Here is a 17,670-nt window from a genome sequence, read left to right on the forward strand (position 1 = left end):
GTCAGCGGGAGAAGGCGCCCGCCAGCGCGCGAATGTCGTTGCCGGTGGGCGTCTGATGAATGCGTAAGCCAAACTCCTCCACCACGGCGAAGACATGATCGAAAATATCCGCCTGGATCCCCTCATATTCCGCCCACAGCACGGTGTTGGTGAAGCAATAGATCTCGATCGGCAAGCCGTTGGCATCCGGCGCCAGCTGGCGCACCATCAGGGTCATATCCTGGCGGATGCGCGGATGATGACGTAAATACTCCTGCAGATAGGCGCGGAAGGTGCCGACATTGGTCATTCGCCGCTCATTGAGAACCGACTGTTCCCCTGCATACTGCTGGTTCCAGGCGCTAATCTCCTCGTGGCGCGAATCCATATAGGGTTTAAGCAACTTCGCCCGGATCAAGCGCTGCTGCTCCTGTTCATCGAGGAAATGAATGCTGGTGGTGTCGATGTTGAGGCTGCGCTTAATGCGGCGGCCGCCGGAGGCCGACATGCCGCTCCAGTTTTTAAACGAGTCGGAGACCAGCGACCAGGTCGGAATGGTGGTGATGGTATTATCCCAGTTACGTACCTTGACCGTAGTGAGGCCGATATCGATCACCGCGCCGTCGGCGCCGTACTTCGGCATCTCCAGCCAGTCGCCAAGCTTGAGCATATCGTTGGCCGAGAGCTGGATACCGGCCACCAGACCAAGGATCGGATCTTTAAATACCAGCATGAGCACCGCGGCCATGGCGCCGAGCCCGCTAATCAGGATCGCTGGCGACTGGCCTATCAGCAGGGAAATAATCAGGATGCCGATAATAATCGCCGTCACCAGCTTAATTCCCTGGAATATCCCCTTCAGCGGCAGCTGAGAGGCGGCGGGAAATTTCTGCGCCAGCTTTAAGATCACATCCAGCAGCGAGAAGAAGGACAGCATGGCATATATCATCACCCATAGCTGAGCCACGGTGGTTAATATTTCTGCGGCCTCGCTGCCTTTTTGCAGCCACAGCACCGCCTGCACGTTGACGATGATCCCCTGCAGGGTAAAGGCCAGTCGGTGAAAGAGTTTATTCTGCGTGATGATTTGCAGCCACAGATGGCTGCTGGCCAATGCCCGTTTTTCAAAAGCGCGCAGCACCACTTTATGCAATATCAGATGCACGACGACGGCGGTGAACAAGATAATGCCGAAGATAATCATCAGCGAGCGGGTGGGAGTTATTTCGATTCCTAAGGCGGCAATTTGCGATATTAATTCCTGCATAACGTCTCCTGAATATCCAGCGGGTATGATGACCGCTGGATAACGATTATGCAAATCACCGCCGCCGGTATTACGACGCTACCGTCGCCGGCTGTCGGTTGAGATGATGACGCAGCCACAGCGCGATGGCCCCCAGCAACAGCATCATAGCCACCTCGACCAGCAGAAAATCAATCAGCGCCTGCGGATAGTTTCCGCCGCCGCGACGGGCCAGCGCCAGGAACAGCGAGCCGAGGATAGCCGGCCCAAGGCCGAGGGTCGCCTGCTGCAGGGTACTGAGGATGGCGCTCCCGGCCCCGGCGTCGCTGGCGCTGATATCGCGCATACCAATCCGGTAAAAGCTGTTGACGATCAGCGCCTGGCCGTAGCCGATCAGCGCCGTGGCGGGGACCAGCGTCAGGGCGGTGGTGGCGATCCCGAAGCGGGAGAAGGTGGCGCACAGCAGCAGTAGACCGGCGATCTGCACCGCCAGACCGGTCAGAAGGATCCGCCCCATGCTGTAGCGGGCGATAAGCCGCGGGGCATACAGCGCCGAAATAAAATAGGCCACGCCGAGGGCGATAAAGCTATTGCCGGACTGCCACGGCGCCATCCCCAGCCCTTCCTGCATGGTCAGCGCCATGCAGAACATAAAGCCGGACCAGGCGCTGAAAAACAGCAGGGCGATGGCCATCCCTAAGCGGATGCTGGTCAACTGCAGCAGACGCGGCGGCAGCAGGGGATGATCGCCACGCTGCTGCTGGCGCAGGGCGCTCTGACGCATGGCGAACAGCAGCGGCAGGACCGCCACCAGCATCAGCTGCAGCCACAGCGGCCAGCGCAGCTCCGGACCGAGGGCCATCGGGAACAGCAGGCAGCAGAGGATGAGGGCGAGGTACAGCGTGCCCTGCCAGTCAATCCGCGACGGCGTCTCACGACGGGTTTCCGGCACATAGCGGCGGCTCAGGGCCAGCACCAGCAGGCAGATCGGCACATTGATAAAAAAGGCGTTGCGCCAGCCCAGCCCGGCGATGTCCGCCGATACCAGCCAGCCGCCGCCCATCTGTCCGACAATAAAGGCGATCCCGCCGATCCCGCCGTACAGGCTGATAGCCCGGGCGTGGGCCGGGCCTTTGAGGGTGACGTGCAGGGTGGCGAGGATCTGCGGCACAATCAGCGCCGCACCGGCGCCCTGCAGAGTGCGGGCGGCCAGCAGGGCGCTGATGCTGTTCGCTATGCCGCACAGCAGGGAAGCAATGCCAAAGAGCGCGACGCCCCACATAAACAGGCGCCGGCGGCCATAGTTATCGCCAAGCTTACTGCCCATCGCCAGGCAGACGGCAAAGGCGACACCGTAGAGCGCGACGATAAGTTCCAGCTGCGTGGCGCTGGCCGCCAGGGTATGGGTGATGGCGTCCAGCGCCACATTGGTGATCGAGGTATCAATAAGCGGCAGCATCTGGCCGCCCAGCAGCAGCAACAGACCGGCGCGGCCGGGTGAAACAGCAGACGTTTTCATGGGAATCTCCATTGCGTCATTCAGCAGACCGACGTAGCATTACCGATAAATTAAACGGGTACCAGTTCCTGTCTATACTGGTACTGGAACTACCATGCTGGAGGGGTGATGACCACGATGCCGCAACGGGAGTCGACGTTCGCCGTGCCGGACGATCGGCGCAAACAGCTGGGGGCGTTTCTGCGCGCCCGCCGTGAAAGCCTCGATCCGCAGCGCCTGGGGTTACCCCGGGTGGGCCGCCGACGCACGCCGGGTCTGCGCCGGGAAGAGGTGGCGATGCTCGCCGACGTCGGCGTTACCTGGTACACCTGGCTGGAGCAGGGGCGGGAGGTGAATCCGTCGGAGGCAGTGCTGGTGGGGGTGGCGAATGCCCTGCAGTGCAGTCCGCTGGAGACCCGGCATCTGTTCGTGCTCGCCGGGCTGACCCCGCCGGAAGCCACCCAGGTGACGGCGTGCGAAGGCATTAGCCCCGGCACCCGCCGCATGCTGGACAGCCTCATGCCGCAGCCGGCCAGCATTCAAAAACCGAACTTTGATATTGTGGCCTGGAACGACAGCTTCTGCCGCCTGATGGGTGTCGATTTCGCCACCCTTGCGGAAGAAGATCGCAACTGCATTTATCTGTATCTGACCCATGAGACCTGGCGCAGCCGGATTGAAAATCGCGATGTGCTGCCGACTTTTGTCTCCTATTTCCGCGCCGCGATGGCCGAGCACCGTGGCGATCCGGCATGGGAAAACAAACTGGCGCGCTTTTTCGCCGCCTCGTCGGAGTTTGAAGCGCTGTGGCATCAGCGCTACGAGGTGCGCGGCGTGGAAAACCAGATTAAACATTTTAACCACCCGCAGCTCGGGCGATTCAGCCTGCAGCAGATGTACTGGTATTCGGCGCCGCGCAATGGTTCGCGTCTGCTGGTCTACCTGCCGATGGACGAGGCGGGCGAGCAGGCGCTGACGTGGCTGGACCAACATTAATCACAAGGAATCAGATGGCTGGTAATGTGCCATCTTCGGGTATTGCCCGGCCGGCGCTGCTGGACGGTTCCCTCTCCCGCCGGGAGAGGGCCAGGGTGAGGGAAAGCACTGCAGGGAAGTCTTTTATGTTATCTGCGACTTCAGCGCACATTGCGCTCCCGGTTAATTTTTCTTCATTCTGTTTTCCGTGGCGCAGGGAGCGCACAGGGGGCGGCCAGTCGCCGCCGCCACCTGTACCCCGGGCTCTGGCCAGCAACATCGCCACTTCGTGGTGCCTTCGACTTATCCCTGCAGGCTTCGGGTCGGGCCGAGGCAGCGTCCGTGCAAAACACGGCCCTCAGCCCGCATCCATGCGGGCTGCCCCGGCCTGCCGGGAACGTCTCTGCGATGTTGAGGCCGCCAGCACCGGCAGTTTCAGCAGCCCCAGGACCCGCGGTGAGGCCGGGTAAGGCGTACGCCGCCACCCGGCAAAAAGGCGAGCACATTAGCGAAAACAGGTTTGTCATCAGTCTCAAGGAATGCCTATGAACGTAACCCGAAAAGAGCAGCGCATTATTCAGCGCGCGCTGAATGCCTGGCAGGCCAACGGGGAGTTAACCCCGGGGGACAGTCAGCGGCTGGCGCACACGCTGCGCGTCTCCCCCTTCGACTGGCGGCGCCTGAGCCGCTATGCCTTCTGGACCGCGCTGGCCTGCGTGCTGATTGCTCTGGGCAGTCTGTTTGCCGACAGCGAACTGGTGGCGTGGCTGCTGAGCCTGTTCAGCCACTCGGCGCTGACGCGGATCCTGCTGCCTGCACTGCTGGCAGTCGCCTGCTACGGCTGGGGTTTTCGCCGCCAGCGGCGGGAGACGCAGTGGCACTACAGCACCGAGGCGATTTTGTTTCTGGGCGTCGTCTTTACCGCGGTGGCGCTATGGCAGTTGGGTGAACGGCTGGATAACGGCAGCGGCCATATCGCGCCGCTGTTTCTGGCCGGATGCATGATTTACGGCGCTATCGGCTATGTTGCCCGCTCCGGGCTGGTGTGGCTTTTTTTTCTGCTGGCGCTGGGCAACTGGTTTGGCGCAGAAACCGGCTACGTCTCGGGGTGGGGCGCCTACTGGCTGGGCATGAACTACCCGATTCGCTTCGTCCTGTTCGGCGGCGCGCTGCTGGCGCTCTGCTACGGCGCGCAGTCCTTGCTTCGCCAGCGTCAGCTGTTTACCGTCAGCAAGGCGATGGGCCTCACGTACCTGTTTATTGCGCTGTGGATCCTGTCGATTTTCGGCAATTACGACGCTGACAGCTGGTACAACGTAAGCCAGGCGCGACTCTTGCCGTGGGGGCTGCTGTTTGCCGCGGCGGCCGGCGTCTGCATTTTTATCAGCCTGAAAACCGATGACGCCATGCTGCGCGGCTTTGGGTTAACCTTTCTGGCGATCAATCTCTATACCCGCTTCTTTGAGTTTTTCTGGAACGGGATGCACAAGGTGCTGTTTTTCCTGATCCTTGCCGTCTCGCTGGCGGTGATTGGCCGCTATGCCGAGCGCATCTGGCACGCGGGTGAAGGGCGGGGGAAGAACAACTAACCTCGTTTTGAGCATGCTAACCACTCAGGCCGCGCTAAGTCGCGGCTTTTTTTCGTCCCTGATTCCAGTTTTAGCGCATTTTTCTGCGATTGGCTGCAAATGAGCATAGGCTTGCCGGGTATCTCAAAGATTAGCCTTTAAGGCAATTTATCTTCTATGCTAACATTCAGAGGAAGGGAGTCTGATGTTCAGAATGGTTGTGCATGTGGACGTTAAAAAGGAGTTGCAGGCGCTTCCGGCTATTGTCCAGGCGAAGATGATCAGGCAATTAGACAAGTTACGCCAAAATCCCACCGCGCTGAGAGAACCTGATAGTAAACCGCTTGGACAAGGGCTATTTGAAATTCGAGCGTTAGGTTCGGTACAGGGGCGGGGGATCTACGTTTTTCAGCAAAACAAAACGCTCTTTCTGCTACGGGTTTTTGTCAAGAAAACGCAAAAAACCCCGTTATCGGAAATTCGCCTGGCGCTGAAGCGATTAGAGGAGATGCGCAATGAGTAAAAAGATCATTGACTGGGATACGTTAAAAACAGAACTGCTTAGCCAGCCTGAGGTTCAGGCTGCGTTCGATGCGCAAGAACGTCAGCACCGATTACGTACTATGCTGGCACAATGGCGCGAGCAGGCGGGGCTGACCCGAGCCCAGGTGGCGCAGAGGATGGGGGTGAGTGCGCCAACGGTCTCCAGAATGGAAGCCAATATCACCCGCACCAGCCTGGATACCTTAACGCGATACGCGTTAGCGTGCGGTATAAAGCACCCGCAAGTTTTACTTTACTAAATTAGCGCGCCCGGCGGTGCTGCGAGGTGTAAGCCTGTAAGAGGATCCCGTATGCCGGGTCAGGCGCAGCCGCCACCAGGCATAAAATCGGCTCCGTGCCCGTTGTCATCGCCCGGCGGCGCTGCGCTTGCGCGGGCCTACGGCGAGGAGTAACTATCTGATATATGGATGGTTATGTGGGCCGGTTAAGGCCTGGCCGCCATCCGGCACTGACAAGCGGCACCAGAGGCGCCCGGTTAAAGGCGCCCGTGGAGAGATTAAATCTCGGTAATGGTCGTCGACTGCGGCAGACGCGACTTCGGCAGGGTAGCGTTGAAATCTTCCACGCTATGGTGGCCAACCGGGACCACCACCAGGCTGGTGTAGCCCTTGGCTTTCAGGTCAAATTCCTCATCGAGGATCGCAAAATCAACCCCTTCGATCGGCACGGCGTCGAGGCCCATCGCCGCTACGCCCAGCAGGAAATTGCCGACGTTGAGATACACCTGCTTCGCCATCCACTGATCGTCATCTTTCAGCTCTTTGCGATGCATATCGGCAAAGAAGGTGCGACCCTTGTGGTTAGCGGCTTTTGCGTCAGGAGTGGCGAAACGGCCATCGGCCTCTTCCTGATCCACGACGCGCTGCAGCCAGGCGTCGTCCATCGCGGTTTTCGCGCAGAACACCACCACGTGCGAGGCGTCAAGAATTTTACGTTCGTTGAACACGTAGGTACCGCTGGCGGCTTTCGCCACGCGGGCTTTGCCTTCATCGGTGCTGGCAACGATAAAGTGCCACGGCTGGGAGTTGGTGCTTGACGGGCTGTACTGCAGCAGCGTTTTCAGCTGTTCCGCTTCCCCGGCAGTCAGCTTTTTCGTGGCGTCAAAGGCCTTGGTGGAATAGCGCTTCAAAGCGACCGATACGATATCCATAACTCTTCCTCACAGTTTACAGCACCTTACCGGTGCGTTCAGGAGAGGAAGAGTACAGCGAAGATCGCAAAATGATAAGGGTGAAAAATGCGATAACACTTATCGCGTTTGGCTGAAAATCAGCGCGGACGCAGGCGCTGCTGCGCCTTTTTGCTCAGCTTGTTCACCACCTGGTGCCACGAATCGTCAATCAGCTCGGCCAGCAGATCCTCGCTGATGTCGTCGCCCGGCACCACCGTGATCCAGTGTTTCTTGTTCATATGGTAGCCGGGTTCGATACTGCGATAAATTTCCTGATTGAGCAGCGACTTCTGCGGCTCGGCCTTCAGGTTGACCAGCGCCCGCCCGCGAATGGTCATGGTGATCATAAAGATGCGGCCGTCGACCTTAAACACATCGTACTCCGGCCCAAAGGGCCAGCAGTGTTCGGTAAACGGGTAGGTCAGGGCGATACGGTGAGCGCAGGGATGCAGTGTTTCCGGCGTCATTAGGCGTCCGCCTCATGCAGGGCGTTCCACATGGCTTCAAAACCGAGGGCGATAATCTCCCGGGCGCGTTGCGGATCGTGGCTGGCGAATTCGATGGTGGTTTCCGCCAGCGACAAAAACAGGGCGTCGCCAAAGGCGCGATACGCCTCGCTGAGGAATATCTCTTTCACCGACAGCTGGCACATTTCGTTGAGCTCCGGAAAGCTCTCTTTCACCTGGCGGCGGGTTTCGTCAGTGATGCGCTCGCTGAGCGCCATTCGGCGGATCGCCTTGTGCTCCATCGGGTTGCGCACGCCCCAGTCGATATAGCTGTTCCAGATATTGCGCGCGTTCTCTTTCGGGCGCTTCTCGTCCGGATCCAGCCCGGCGATCATGGTGCGCACCAGGCGCAGCTTAATGGCGAGGTACAGTTCGTTGAGCAACTCATCCTTGGTAGCGAAATAGCGAAACAGCGTCCCCTCGGCCACACCGGCGCTGCGGGCGATGGCCGACGTCGAGGCGGCGATGCCGGACTGGGCGAAAGCCGCGGTGGCAGCTTCCAGTAACGCTTGCTTTTTATCTTCACTCTTTGGACGAGCCACTACTTTTTTCCTCACGCAGGTTTAAACAAACCGCCGATCTTTGCACGTCTGACCTGGTTGCTGCAACGGCGGAACGCAAAAATTGAAAATCGTCTTGACGACTTTCATCACATTCCTAATAATGAGTGCGTACTCACTCATAATCAAGTTATATCATAAAGCCTCCGGGATGGGGGCTTTTGTCTGGTCAGGATATGAACCGTGTCACTTTCAGCGTGGTCGCCATCATGTTACTCGCAGCAGCAACGACATTGCCGTTTGTCCTCAATGCCGGTTTTGGTAAGGCGCCGCAGGGGGCACAGCTTAGCCAGGTGGAAGCGTCCCCCCACTACCGGGATGGCCAGTTCCATAACCAGCTGCCCACGCCGGGGTTCACCGGGCAAAAAAATATGCTGGCGGCATGGTGGGATTTCCTGATGACCAAACGGGAAAACGCCCGTCCCGCGCAGCCGCTGCCGCTGGTGAAGACCGATCTGGCGACGCTGCCCCTCGGGCAGGACGTGATGGTCTGGCTCGGCCACTCCTCCTGGTATCTGCAGCTGGCGGGAAAACGCATCCTGATCGACCCGGTGTTCAGCGATTACGCGGCGCCGTTCTCCTTTATTAATAAAGCTTTCCCCGGCGACTATCCGTGGCGGGCGGAAGGGATGCCGGAGATCGATCTGCTGATCATCTCCCACGATCATTACGACCATCTGGATTACGCCACCATCCGCGCTCTGCTGCCGAAAATTAAGCGGGTCATTACGCCGCTGGGGGTTGGCTCGCACCTGCGTTACTGGGGAATGGACGGGGCGCTGATTACCGAAGCGGACTGGCAGCAGGCGATTCCGGTTAACGACGAGCTCACCGTCCACGTCCTGCCGGCGCGGCACTTTTCCGGCCGTGGGCTGAAGCGCAACCAGACGCTGTGGGCCAGTTTTCTGTTCGTTACCCCGCAGCAAAAGATTTATTACAGCGGCGACAGCGGCTATGGGCCGCACTTTAAAGCGATAGGCGATGAATTTGGTCCGGTCGATCTGGCGATCATGGAGAACGGGCAGTATGACCAGGACTGGAAATATATTCACATGATGCCGGATGAAACAGCTCAGGCCGCCGACGACCTGCGCGCTCGCGCGGTGCTGCCTGGGCATGCAGGACGATTCGTTTTGGCGAAACACAGCTGGGATGAACCGTATCAACGGCTGGCGGCTGCCAGCGAAGAAAGGGCCTGGCGTCTGCTGACGCCTGTGCAGGGCGAGCCGGTGTGGGTCGCCGATAAGACGCAATCATTTAACGCCTGGTGGCGCTAAGCGCCAGTGCAGTATCAGAGGAGAGAGCATATGACGATTTCCGCTCAGGTGATTGATACTATCGTCGAGTGGATTGATGACAACCTGCATCAACCGCTGCGTATTGATGATATCGCTCGCCATGCCGGGTATTCGAAATGGCATCTGCAACGGCTGTTTTTACAGTATAAAGGGGAGAGCCTGGGGCGCTATATTCGCGAAAGGAAGCTGCTGCTGGCCGCCCGCGATCTGCGTGACACCGATCAGCGGGTCTACGATATCTGCCTGAAGTATGGCTTCGATTCGCAACAGACCTTTACCCGCGTCTTCACCCGGACCTTCAATCTGCCGCCGGGCGCCTACCGTAAAGAGAACCACAGTCGCGCCCACTGAGGCGCGCCCTTCCTGGTTTAGCGTTCGAGCGAAAACCAGCGACGCCACACCCAGCGCAGCACCAGATACTCAATGGCGCCCAGTGCTAAGAACCACAAACAAAACAACACCGTATAAAGCTGGTTGAGATCCATCATATGGAATGTCTCAACCAGCTTTTGCGCCAGCGTCAGGCCCAGCGACGGCGCGGGCAACAGCAGACAGGAGAGCAGAGCCAGGAGCAGGATCCCGGCGGCGGAGAGGAGCGTTTCCAGCGGATGTTTCATGTCATGTTAATCATCAGTTAAAAAACATATTGTCCGGCAAAATAATCCCTAGCGCAATATGCTTTGTATTTTACTCGCCTTAATGCACCTCTGTTTAATATTATGGTCTGCCTTTTATTCCCATGTTAATTAATCTGAAATAATTTGTAATTAAATTAAAATCAGTGTCCTGTAAATTACTGTCATTATTATGCCAGCGCTTTTACAAAACTATAAGTGCTATATCCCACCAGCGTGGCAGCGATGATGGCCAGCAAGATGTACAGCGCCAGACGGCGTCCGCGGTAGATTCCAAACATATTTAACCTCGTTTAGTTTTGGTTTATTAATATTCTGTAATAGTTGGTTCGTGGAATTAACTTACCACATATTTTTTATTTTGCGAAAAATTTAGGCTTGTATTGGTTCACATTTTTATCGGCTTTTTCGCCACCTTTTACTGCATTGGCCAGGAATGATTTCAGGCTTTCCGACTCACGGAATTTATAAGGAAAATGTAATTTGACCAAGATGAATAACCCAAAGTTTACGACGCCCTCGGGCGACACCGCGCCACGGCAGGTCTGGCAGCAGACCGTTGACGCAGTGCTGGCGCAGACCAAAAGCCAGGCCGCTGGGTTAAGTTCCGCAGACGCCGCCGAGCGCCTGAATAGCTGTGGGCCGAACGCGCTGCCGGAAAAGAAAGGGAAACCGGCCTGGCTGCGCTTTCTTGCCCACTTTAACGACGTACTGATTTACGTGCTGCTGGCCGCCGCGGCGCTGACCGCCATCATGGGGCACTGGGTCGATACCCTGGTGATCCTCGGCGTGACGGTGATTAACGCCCTGATCGGCCATATCCAGGAGAGCAACGCCGAAAAGTCCCTGCAGGGGATCCGCAACATGCTCTCCAGCGATGCCCGCGTCCAGCGTAACGGCAAACATGAGACTATCCCGACGCGCGACCTGGTTCCGGGGGATATCGTTATCCTGCGCGCCGGCGACCGCGTGCCGGCGGACATGCGGCTAATTGAAACGCACAACCTGCGGGTGGAAGAGGCGATCCTCACCGGCGAGTCGACGGTGGTGGATAAAATCACCGACGCGCTGGAAGGCGACCTGCCGCTGGGCGACCGGGTGAACATGGTCTTCTCCGGGACCACCGTCAGCGCCGGCGGCGGCGTCGGCGTGGTGACCGCCACCGGCGCGCAGACCGAACTCGGCCACATTAACCAGATGATGGCGGGCATTGAGAAGCACCGCACCCCGCTGCTGGTGCAGATGGATAAGCTCGGCAAAGCGATTTTCGTCATTATCCTCGCCATGATGGTGGCGCTGTTTATCTTCAGCCTCGCGCTGCGGGATATCCCGATGGGCGAGCTGCTGCTGTCGCTGATTAGCCTGGCGGTGGCCGCGGTACCGGAAGGACTGCCGGCGATCATCTCAATTATTCTGTCGCTCGGCGTGCAGACGATGGCGCGCAAGCGGGCGATTATCCGTAAGCTGCCGACCGTGGAAACCCTCGGCGCCATGACCGTGGTTTGCTCGGATAAAACCGGCACCCTGACGATGAACGAAATGACCGTCAAGGCGATCATCACCGCCGACTGCTGCTACCGGGTGGAAGGCGACAGCTATGAGCCGCAGGGGCGGATCTTCCTTGAGGGGAGCGATGAGCCCGTGCAGGTTCAGCCGGGTACCGTGCTGGAGACCTGGCTGCGCACCATCGACCTGTGCAACGACAGCCAGCTTATCCAGGATGAGCGCGGCCTGTGGGGGATCACCGGCGGGCCAACCGAAGGGGCGCTGAAGGTGCTGGCGGCGAAAGCGAAGCTCCCGGCGGTGGAGGCCCGTCTGGTGGCCAAGATCCCCTTTGACTCGCAGTACAAATATATGTCCACACTGCAGCACATCGATGGCGATGCCCGGGTGTTAATCACCGGTGCGCCGGACGTCATCTTCGGCATGTGCCGTGAGCAGATGAGCCGCCAGGGCGCGGTGCCGTTCGAGGCGCAGTACTGGGAAGAGGAGATGGCGCGCTTCGCCCGTCAGGGACTGCGCATGGTGGCGGCGGCCTGTAAGCCGGCCAGCCTTGATGCCACCACGTTGAACCATGAGGATCTGCAGGAGGGACTGATTTTCCTCGGCATCGCCGGAATGATGGATCCGCCGCGTCCGGAAGCCATTGACGCTATCCACGCCTGCCAGACCGCCGGCATCCGCGTGAAGATGATCACCGGCGACCACCCGCAGACGGCGATGAGCATCGGCCAGATGCTGGGGATCACCAACAGCAGCCAGGCCATGACCGGCTACCAGCTGGAGCACATGGACGATGCGGCGCTGGCGAAGGCGGCGGTGGAGTACGACATCTTTGCCCGCACCAGTCCGGAGCATAAGCTGCGCCTGGTGAAAGCCCTGCAGGATAACGGCGAAGTGGTCGGCATGACCGGCGACGGCGTCAACGACGCGCCGGCGCTGCGCCAGGCCGACGTGGGTATCGCGATGGGTATCAAAGGTACCGAAGTCACCAAAGAGGCGGCTGACATGGTGTTGACCGATGATAACTTCGCCACCATCGCCAGCTCGGTAAAAGAGGGCCGTCGGGTCTATGACAACCTGAAGAAGACCATCCTCTTCATCATGCCGACCAACCTGGCGCAGGGGCTGCTGATCATCATTGCTCTGCTGGCGGGGAACATGATTCCGCTGACCCCGGTGCTGATCCTGTGGATGAACATGGCGACGTCGGCGACGCTCTCCTTCGGCCTGGCCTTTGAGGCCGCGGAGCGCAACGTGATGAACCGCCCGCCGCGTAAAACCGGCCAGCACGTGATGGATGGTTTCGCCGTGTGGCGGGTGGCTTTTGTCGGGTCTATGATTGCTATTGCCGCCTTTATCCTTGAGGCCTGGCTGGCGCCGCGCGGCCACAGTCCGGAGTTTATCCGCACCGTGCTGCTGCAGATGCTGGTGACGGCGCAGTGGGTCTACATGATCAACTGCCGCAGCAGCGACAGCTTCTCCCTGAGCATGGGCCTGCTGCGCAACAAAGGCATCTGGCTGGTGACCGGTGTCCTGCTGCTGATGCAGCTGGTGATTATCTATGTCCCGCTGATGCAGAACATGTTTGGCACGGAAGCGCTGCCGCTGCGCTACTGGTTTGTCACCCTGGTCATCGGCATCGCCATGTTCCTGGTGGTGGAAATCGAGAAGCGTCTGACGCGCCGGTTCCGCAAAACGGCCTGATCGATCTCGCGCGCCTCGCCGCAGGCGCGCGTTACTGTCGCAAGGATCCCCTATGATTAAAACCTTCCGCTTTGCGCTGCTGGCTAGCGCCCTGGCCAGCAGCGCCCTGACGGCCACCGCCGCGCCGGCGGTGCCGGTCCGCGTCGCCACGGCCGAACTGGCTCCTCATGCTGAAGAACGCGCCATCCCCGGACGGGTCGAGGCAATCCGCGCCGTCGACATTCGCGCGCGCACCGAAGGGGTGATTGTTCAGCGCCACTTCCAGGACGGGCAGTATGTGACCGAGGGCGACCTGCTGTTTACCCTCGACGACGCACAGCCCCGCGCGGCGCTGGCCCTGGCGCAGGCCGAGCTGAAAAGCGCAGAGGCCTCATTACGCCAGTCGCAACAGCTGCTCACTCGCTACGAGCGACTCATCAACAACCACTCCATCAGCCGCAACGACGTCGACACAGCCCGGATGCAGCGCGACGTCGCCGCCGCCGCCGTGCAGCAGGCGAAAGCCCGCGTCGAGGCCCAGCAGATTGTGCTCAGTTATACCCGGATTGCGGCGCCGGTGACCGGACGGGTGGGCCACAGCGCCTTTCACGTCGGGACGCTGATTAACCCATCCAGCGGAGTGCTGGTGGACATTGTGCAGCTGGATCCGGTGCGGGTGTCGTTCGCCCTCGACGAAGCCGCGTTTTTCAGCAAAACCGGCCAGCATGCCGACATCCACGCTCTGAAGCAGGCGTGGCTGGCGCAGATTGACGTGGATGGCAAACGGCGCGATGGGGTGTTGACCTCCATCGATAACCGGATTGACGCCCGCACCGGCAGCGTGGCGGTGCGGGCGGAGTTCGCCAATCCGCAGCACCGTCTGCTGCCGGGCGGCAGCGTAACAATCCTGTTCCGTCCGCAGGAGCTGCAGTCACGGGTGATGATCCCGGCCGCCGCCGTGCAGCAGGATCCGCAGGGCTTTTTCAGCTGGGTGCTGAAGCCGGACCATACCGCCGGGCAGCGTCGTCTGACCCTCGCGGGGCAGCAGGGGCAGCAGTTTGCGGTTGAGAAAGGGCTGCAGGCGGGCGAGCAGGTGATCACCGACGGCGCGCAGCGTTTACGCGAAGGCGCCGCGGTACAGGTGCTGAACTAAGTAAGGAGAAGGGATGCTGACCTTTTTTATCCGTCGTCCGCGATTTGCCATGGTGATCGCGCTGCTGCTGACCTTTGTCGGCGCGGTGTCGCTGAAGCTGATCCCGGTGGAGCAGTACCCGGCGATCACTCCTCCGGTGGTGAACGTTACCGCCAGCTGGCCAGGCGCCAGCGCGTCAGACGTGGCGGAGGCTATCGCCGCCCCGCTGGAGACCCAGCTCAACGGCGTCGATCATATGCTGTATATGGAGTCCACCAGCTCGGATGAGGGAACGTACCGCCTGAGTATTACCTTCGCGGCGGGCACCGATGCCGACCTGGCGGCGATCGACGTGCAAAACCGGGTGTCGCAGGCGCTGGCGCAGCTCCCGGCGGAGGTGCAGCAGAATGGGGTCCAGGTACGCAAGCGCGCCAGCAACCTGCTGATGGGGGTGAGCCTCTACTCGCCGCTGGGCACGCTGTCGCCGCTGTTTGTCAGTAACTACGCCAGCACCCAGGTGCGCGAGGCGCTGGCGCGCCTGCCCGGCGTCGGTGAGGTGCAGATGTTTGGCGCCCGGGATTACAGTATGCGCATCTGGCTGCGTCCGGACCGCATGAACGCCCTCAACATCACCACGGATGACGTTGCCCAGGCGCTGCGTGAGCAGAATGTGCAGGGCGCGGCGGGGCAGGTGGGCACCCCGCCGGTATTCAACGGCCAGCAGCAGACGCTGACCATCAACGGGCTGGGGCGTCTGAACGAGGCGGCCAGCTTTGGCGAGATTATCCTCCGTCGCGGCGCGCAGGGACAGCTGGTGCGCCTCACCGACGTGGCGACCATCGAGCTGGGCGCCCGCAGCTACAGCTCCGGCGCGCAGCTCAACGGTAAAGCGTCGGCCTATCTGGGGATCTACCCGACGCCCACCGCCAATGCCCTGCAGGTCGCCAGCGCAGTGCGCGCTGAGCTTAACCGCCTGCACACCCGCTTTCCGGCGGATCTCACCTGGGAGGTGAAGTTCGATACCACCCGCTTTGTGGCGGCGACGATCAAAGAGATCGGCGTCTCGCTGGCGCTGACCCTGCTGGCGGTGGTCGTGGTGGTGTCGCTGTTCCTGCAGAGCTGGCGGGCGACGCTGATCGTAGTGCTGGCGATCCCGGTGTCACTGATCGGCACCTTTGCGGTGCTCTATCTGCTGGGCTACAGCGCCAACACCCTCAGCCTGTTCGCGATCATTCTCGCCCTGACGATGGTGGTGGATGACGCCATTGTGGTGGTGGAAAATGTGGAAACCAAAATGGCGGAAGGGCTGGATCGCCTGCAGGCCACCGCCCAGGCGCTGCGGCAGATCGCCGGGCCGGTGATCGCTACGACCCTGGTGCTGCTGGCGGTGTTTGTGCCGGTGGCGCTGCTCCCGGGGATCGTCGGCGAGCTGTACCGGCAGTTTGCCGTGACCCTCTCCACCGCGGTGGCCCTGTCGAGCCTGGTGGCGTTAACCCTAACCCCGGCCCTCTGCGCGCTACTGCTGCGCCCGCGTCCCGCCCGGCCGGCGGCGGTGTGGCGGGCGTTTAACCGTCTCCTCGACGGCACCCGCGACGGCTATGGCCGGCTGGTTGGCTGGATGAACCGCCGCCCCTGGCTGGCGCTGGCGGCGACGGTCGCGGCGGGCGCGCTGGTGGCGTTCAGCTTTAGCTCAATGCCGAAAGGCTTCCTGCCGCAGGAAGATCAGGGTTACCTGTTTGCCAGCGTGCAGCTGCCGGAGGCGGCGTCGCTGGAGCGTACCGAAGCGGTGATGGCCCAGGCGCGCAAGCTGCTGATGGCTAACCCGGCGGTGGAGGATGTGATTCAGGTGTCCGGCTTTAACATTCTCAACGGCACCAGCGCCGCTAACGGCGGGTTTATCTCGGTGATGCTCAAGGACTGGCATCAGCGGCCGCCGCTGGATACGGTGATGGCGGATATCCAGCGCCAGCTGCTGTCGCTGCCGGAGGCGACGATCATGACCTTCGCGCCGCCGACCCTGCCGGGCCTGGGCAATGCCTCGGGATTTGACCTGCGCATCCTGGCGCAGGCCGGTCAGTCGTCGGCGGAGCTGGAGCAGGTGACGCGGGAGATCCTTCAACTGGCGAACCAGCATCCGCAGCTGAGCCGGGTGTTTACCACCTGGAGCAGCAACGTGCCGCAGCTGACCCTGACGGTCGACCGCGACCGGGCGGCGCTGCTGGATGTGCCGGTGGCGCAGATTTTCAGCAGCCTGCAGACGGCGTTCGGCGGCACGCGCGCCGGCGATTTCAGCCTTAACAACCGTGTCTATCATGTGGTGATGCAAAATGAGATGCAGTGGCGCGAGCGGGCTGAGCAGATTAGCGAGCTGTACGTCCGCAGCCGCGACGGCGAGCGGGTGCGGCTGAGCAATCTGGTCACCATTACGCCGACGGTGGGGGCGCCGTTTATTCAGCAGTACAACCAGTTCCCGTCCGTGTCGGTGAGCGGTTCAGCGGCCGAGGGGGTCAGCAGCCGTACGGCGATGGCGGCCATGGAGCAGATTCTGCAGGCCCATCTGCCGCCGGGGTATGACTACGCCTGGAGCGGCATCTCCTGGCAGGAGCAGCAGACCGGCAATCAGGCGGTGTGGATCGTGCTGGCGGCGGTGGCGATGGCGTGGCTGTTCCTGGTGGCGCAGTATGAGAGCTGGACGCTGCCGGCGAGCGTCATGCTTTCGGTGCTATTCGCCATCGGCGGAGCGCTGCTCTGGCTGTGGACGGCGGGCTATGCCAACGATGTGTATGTCCAGATAGGACTGGTGCTGCTGATCGCCCTGGCGGCGAAGAATGCGATTCTGATCGTTGAGTTTGCCCGCAGCCGGCGCGAAGAGGGATTGTCGATAGTCGACGCCGCGCGCGAGGGCGCCACCCGCCGCTTCCGCGCGGTGATGATGACCGCGGTGTCGTTTATTATCGGCATCATGCCGATGATGCTCGCCACCGGCGCCGGGGCGCAGAGCCGGCGGATCATCGGCACCACGGTGTTCAGCGGAATGCTGGTGGCGACGATGATTGGCATCCTGTTTATTCCTTCGCTGTATGTGCTGTTTCAGCGTATGCGCGAGTGGGCGCATCGGCGGGGGTAAGCGCGGCGCTACCGGTCGGTGACGGGGATACTCCAGGCTGCAACGACTACCGGGCGGTCCCCTCTCCCTTAGGGAGAGGGGTAGGGTGAGGGTGGGTTTTGCGTTCACGTTGCGTTTGGGCGTCAGCCCCGCCTTATCTGCCGACCTCCGGTTCGCCGATTTCAGCGGGAATCGGCCCTGCTGCACGCCCGTAGATTTCAGGGGCCATACCATAGCGAACAGACT

Annotated in this window: 15 protein-coding genes; 9 read left to right on the plus strand and 6 right to left on the minus strand. The window is 60.7% G+C overall.

All coding sequences use genetic code 11. The annotated features are described in order from the left end of the window. Position 1: 1 nt before the first annotated feature. Together ABLU50_RS01680 and ABLU50_RS01685 are read right to left on the minus strand one after the other, a co-directional pair. Complete coding sequence (locus ABLU50_RS01680) at positions 2-1,246, minus strand: mechanosensitive ion channel family protein (RefSeq protein ID WP_087832540.1); 1,245 nt, start codon at positions 1,244-1,246, stop codon at positions 2-4. Between the two features lie 70 nt (positions 1,247-1,316). Beyond that, the gene (locus tag ABLU50_RS01685) at positions 1,317-2,744 is read right to left on the minus strand and encodes an MFS transporter (RefSeq protein ID WP_087832539.1); all 1,428 of its coding nucleotides are present in this window, start codon (positions 2,742-2,744) and stop codon (positions 1,317-1,319) included. Between the two features lie 108 nt (positions 2,745-2,852). Between ABLU50_RS01685 and ABLU50_RS01690 the strand changes: the two genes are divergently transcribed. The 4 genes from ABLU50_RS01690 (at position 2,853) to ABLU50_RS01705 (ending at position 6,069) form a co-directional block, all read left to right on the plus strand. Further along, a complete protein-coding gene (locus ABLU50_RS01690; protein WP_057213832.1) occupies positions 2,853-3,719 on the plus strand; it encodes a helix-turn-helix transcriptional regulator in 867 nt (288 codons plus the stop codon). 524 nt (positions 3,720-4,243) lie between these two features. After that, positions 4,244-5,287, plus strand: coding sequence for a hypothetical protein (locus ABLU50_RS01695; RefSeq protein ID WP_057213835.1), 1,044 nt, complete (start codon positions 4,244-4,246; stop codon positions 5,285-5,287). 184 nt (positions 5,288-5,471) lie between these two features. Next, complete coding sequence (locus ABLU50_RS01700; protein ID WP_017899012.1) at positions 5,472-5,789, plus strand: type II toxin-antitoxin system RelE/ParE family toxin; 318 nt, start codon at positions 5,472-5,474, stop codon at positions 5,787-5,789. Continuing rightward, entirely contained in the window at positions 5,782-6,069 is a 288-nt protein-coding gene (locus ABLU50_RS01705; protein ID WP_017899013.1) for a helix-turn-helix transcriptional regulator, read from the plus strand. The genes ABLU50_RS01700 and ABLU50_RS01705 overlap by 8 nt, the downstream gene beginning before the upstream one ends. Positions 6,070-6,326: 257 nt before the next feature. On the opposite strand, the gene nfsB is transcribed toward ABLU50_RS01705, so the two are convergent. The 3 genes from nfsB to ABLU50_RS01720 form a co-directional block, all read right to left on the minus strand. Then, positions 6,327-6,980: an oxygen-insensitive NAD(P)H nitroreductase gene (gene nfsB / locus ABLU50_RS01710; protein WP_004202485.1), complete on the minus strand. Its 654-nt coding sequence runs from the start codon at positions 6,978-6,980 to the stop codon at positions 6,327-6,329. Positions 6,981-7,099: 119 nt separating this feature from the next. Continuing rightward, positions 7,100-7,468 carry an MmcQ/YjbR family DNA-binding protein gene (locus ABLU50_RS01715; protein ID WP_004202487.1) on the minus strand — a complete coding sequence of 123 codons (369 nt, stop codon included), beginning with the start codon at positions 7,466-7,468 and terminating at the stop codon, positions 7,100-7,102. Further along, positions 7,468-8,049: a TetR/AcrR family transcriptional regulator gene (locus tag ABLU50_RS01720; RefSeq protein WP_017899014.1), complete on the minus strand. Its 582-nt coding sequence runs from the start codon at positions 8,047-8,049 to the stop codon at positions 7,468-7,470. The genes ABLU50_RS01715 and ABLU50_RS01720 overlap by 1 nt, the downstream gene beginning before the upstream one ends. Before the next feature lie 179 nt (positions 8,050-8,228). Here ABLU50_RS01720 and ABLU50_RS01725 point away from each other — a divergent pair, with 179 nt between their 5' ends. Together ABLU50_RS01725 and ABLU50_RS01730 are read left to right on the plus strand one after the other, a co-directional pair. Beyond that, positions 8,229-9,344, plus strand: a complete 1,116-nt coding sequence (locus ABLU50_RS01725) for an MBL fold metallo-hydrolase (RefSeq protein ID WP_176391531.1) — start codon at positions 8,229-8,231, stop codon at positions 9,342-9,344. A gap of 30 nt (positions 9,345-9,374) precedes the next feature. Continuing rightward, on the plus strand, positions 9,375-9,716 hold the full coding sequence (locus ABLU50_RS01730) for a RamA family antibiotic efflux transcriptional regulator (protein WP_004202492.1): 342 nt from the start codon (positions 9,375-9,377) through the stop codon (positions 9,714-9,716). A gap of 17 nt (positions 9,717-9,733) precedes the next feature. Here the strand turns inward: ABLU50_RS01730 and ABLU50_RS01735 are convergent, their stop codons facing one another. Next, positions 9,734-9,982, minus strand: a complete 249-nt coding sequence (locus ABLU50_RS01735) for a DUF1158 domain-containing protein (RefSeq protein ID WP_002893037.1) — start codon at positions 9,980-9,982, stop codon at positions 9,734-9,736. Positions 9,983-10,483: 501 nt separating this feature from the next. On the opposite strand from ABLU50_RS01735, the gene ABLU50_RS01740 reads away from it, so the two are divergent. The 3 genes from ABLU50_RS01740 to ABLU50_RS01750 are packed head-to-tail and all read left to right on the plus strand — an operon-like array spanning position 10,484 to position 17,445. Further along, complete coding sequence (locus tag ABLU50_RS01740) at positions 10,484-13,207, plus strand: cation-transporting P-type ATPase (protein ID WP_176391530.1); 2,724 nt, start codon at positions 10,484-10,486, stop codon at positions 13,205-13,207. A 52-nt stretch (positions 13,208-13,259) separates the two neighbouring features. Beyond that, a complete protein-coding gene (locus tag ABLU50_RS01745; protein WP_004202498.1) occupies positions 13,260-14,339 on the plus strand; it encodes an efflux RND transporter periplasmic adaptor subunit in 1,080 nt (359 codons plus the stop codon). Between the two features lie 13 nt (positions 14,340-14,352). Further along, on the plus strand, positions 14,353-17,445 hold the full coding sequence (locus ABLU50_RS01750; RefSeq protein ID WP_087832536.1) for an efflux RND transporter permease subunit: 3,093 nt from the start codon (positions 14,353-14,355) through the stop codon (positions 17,443-17,445). Positions 17,446-17,670: the final 225 nt, after the last annotated feature.

The sequence above is a fragment of the Klebsiella sp. GG_Kp173 genome, assembly GCF_040062415.1.
Taxonomy (GTDB): Bacteria; Pseudomonadota; Gammaproteobacteria; order Enterobacterales; family Enterobacteriaceae; genus Klebsiella; species Klebsiella quasipneumoniae.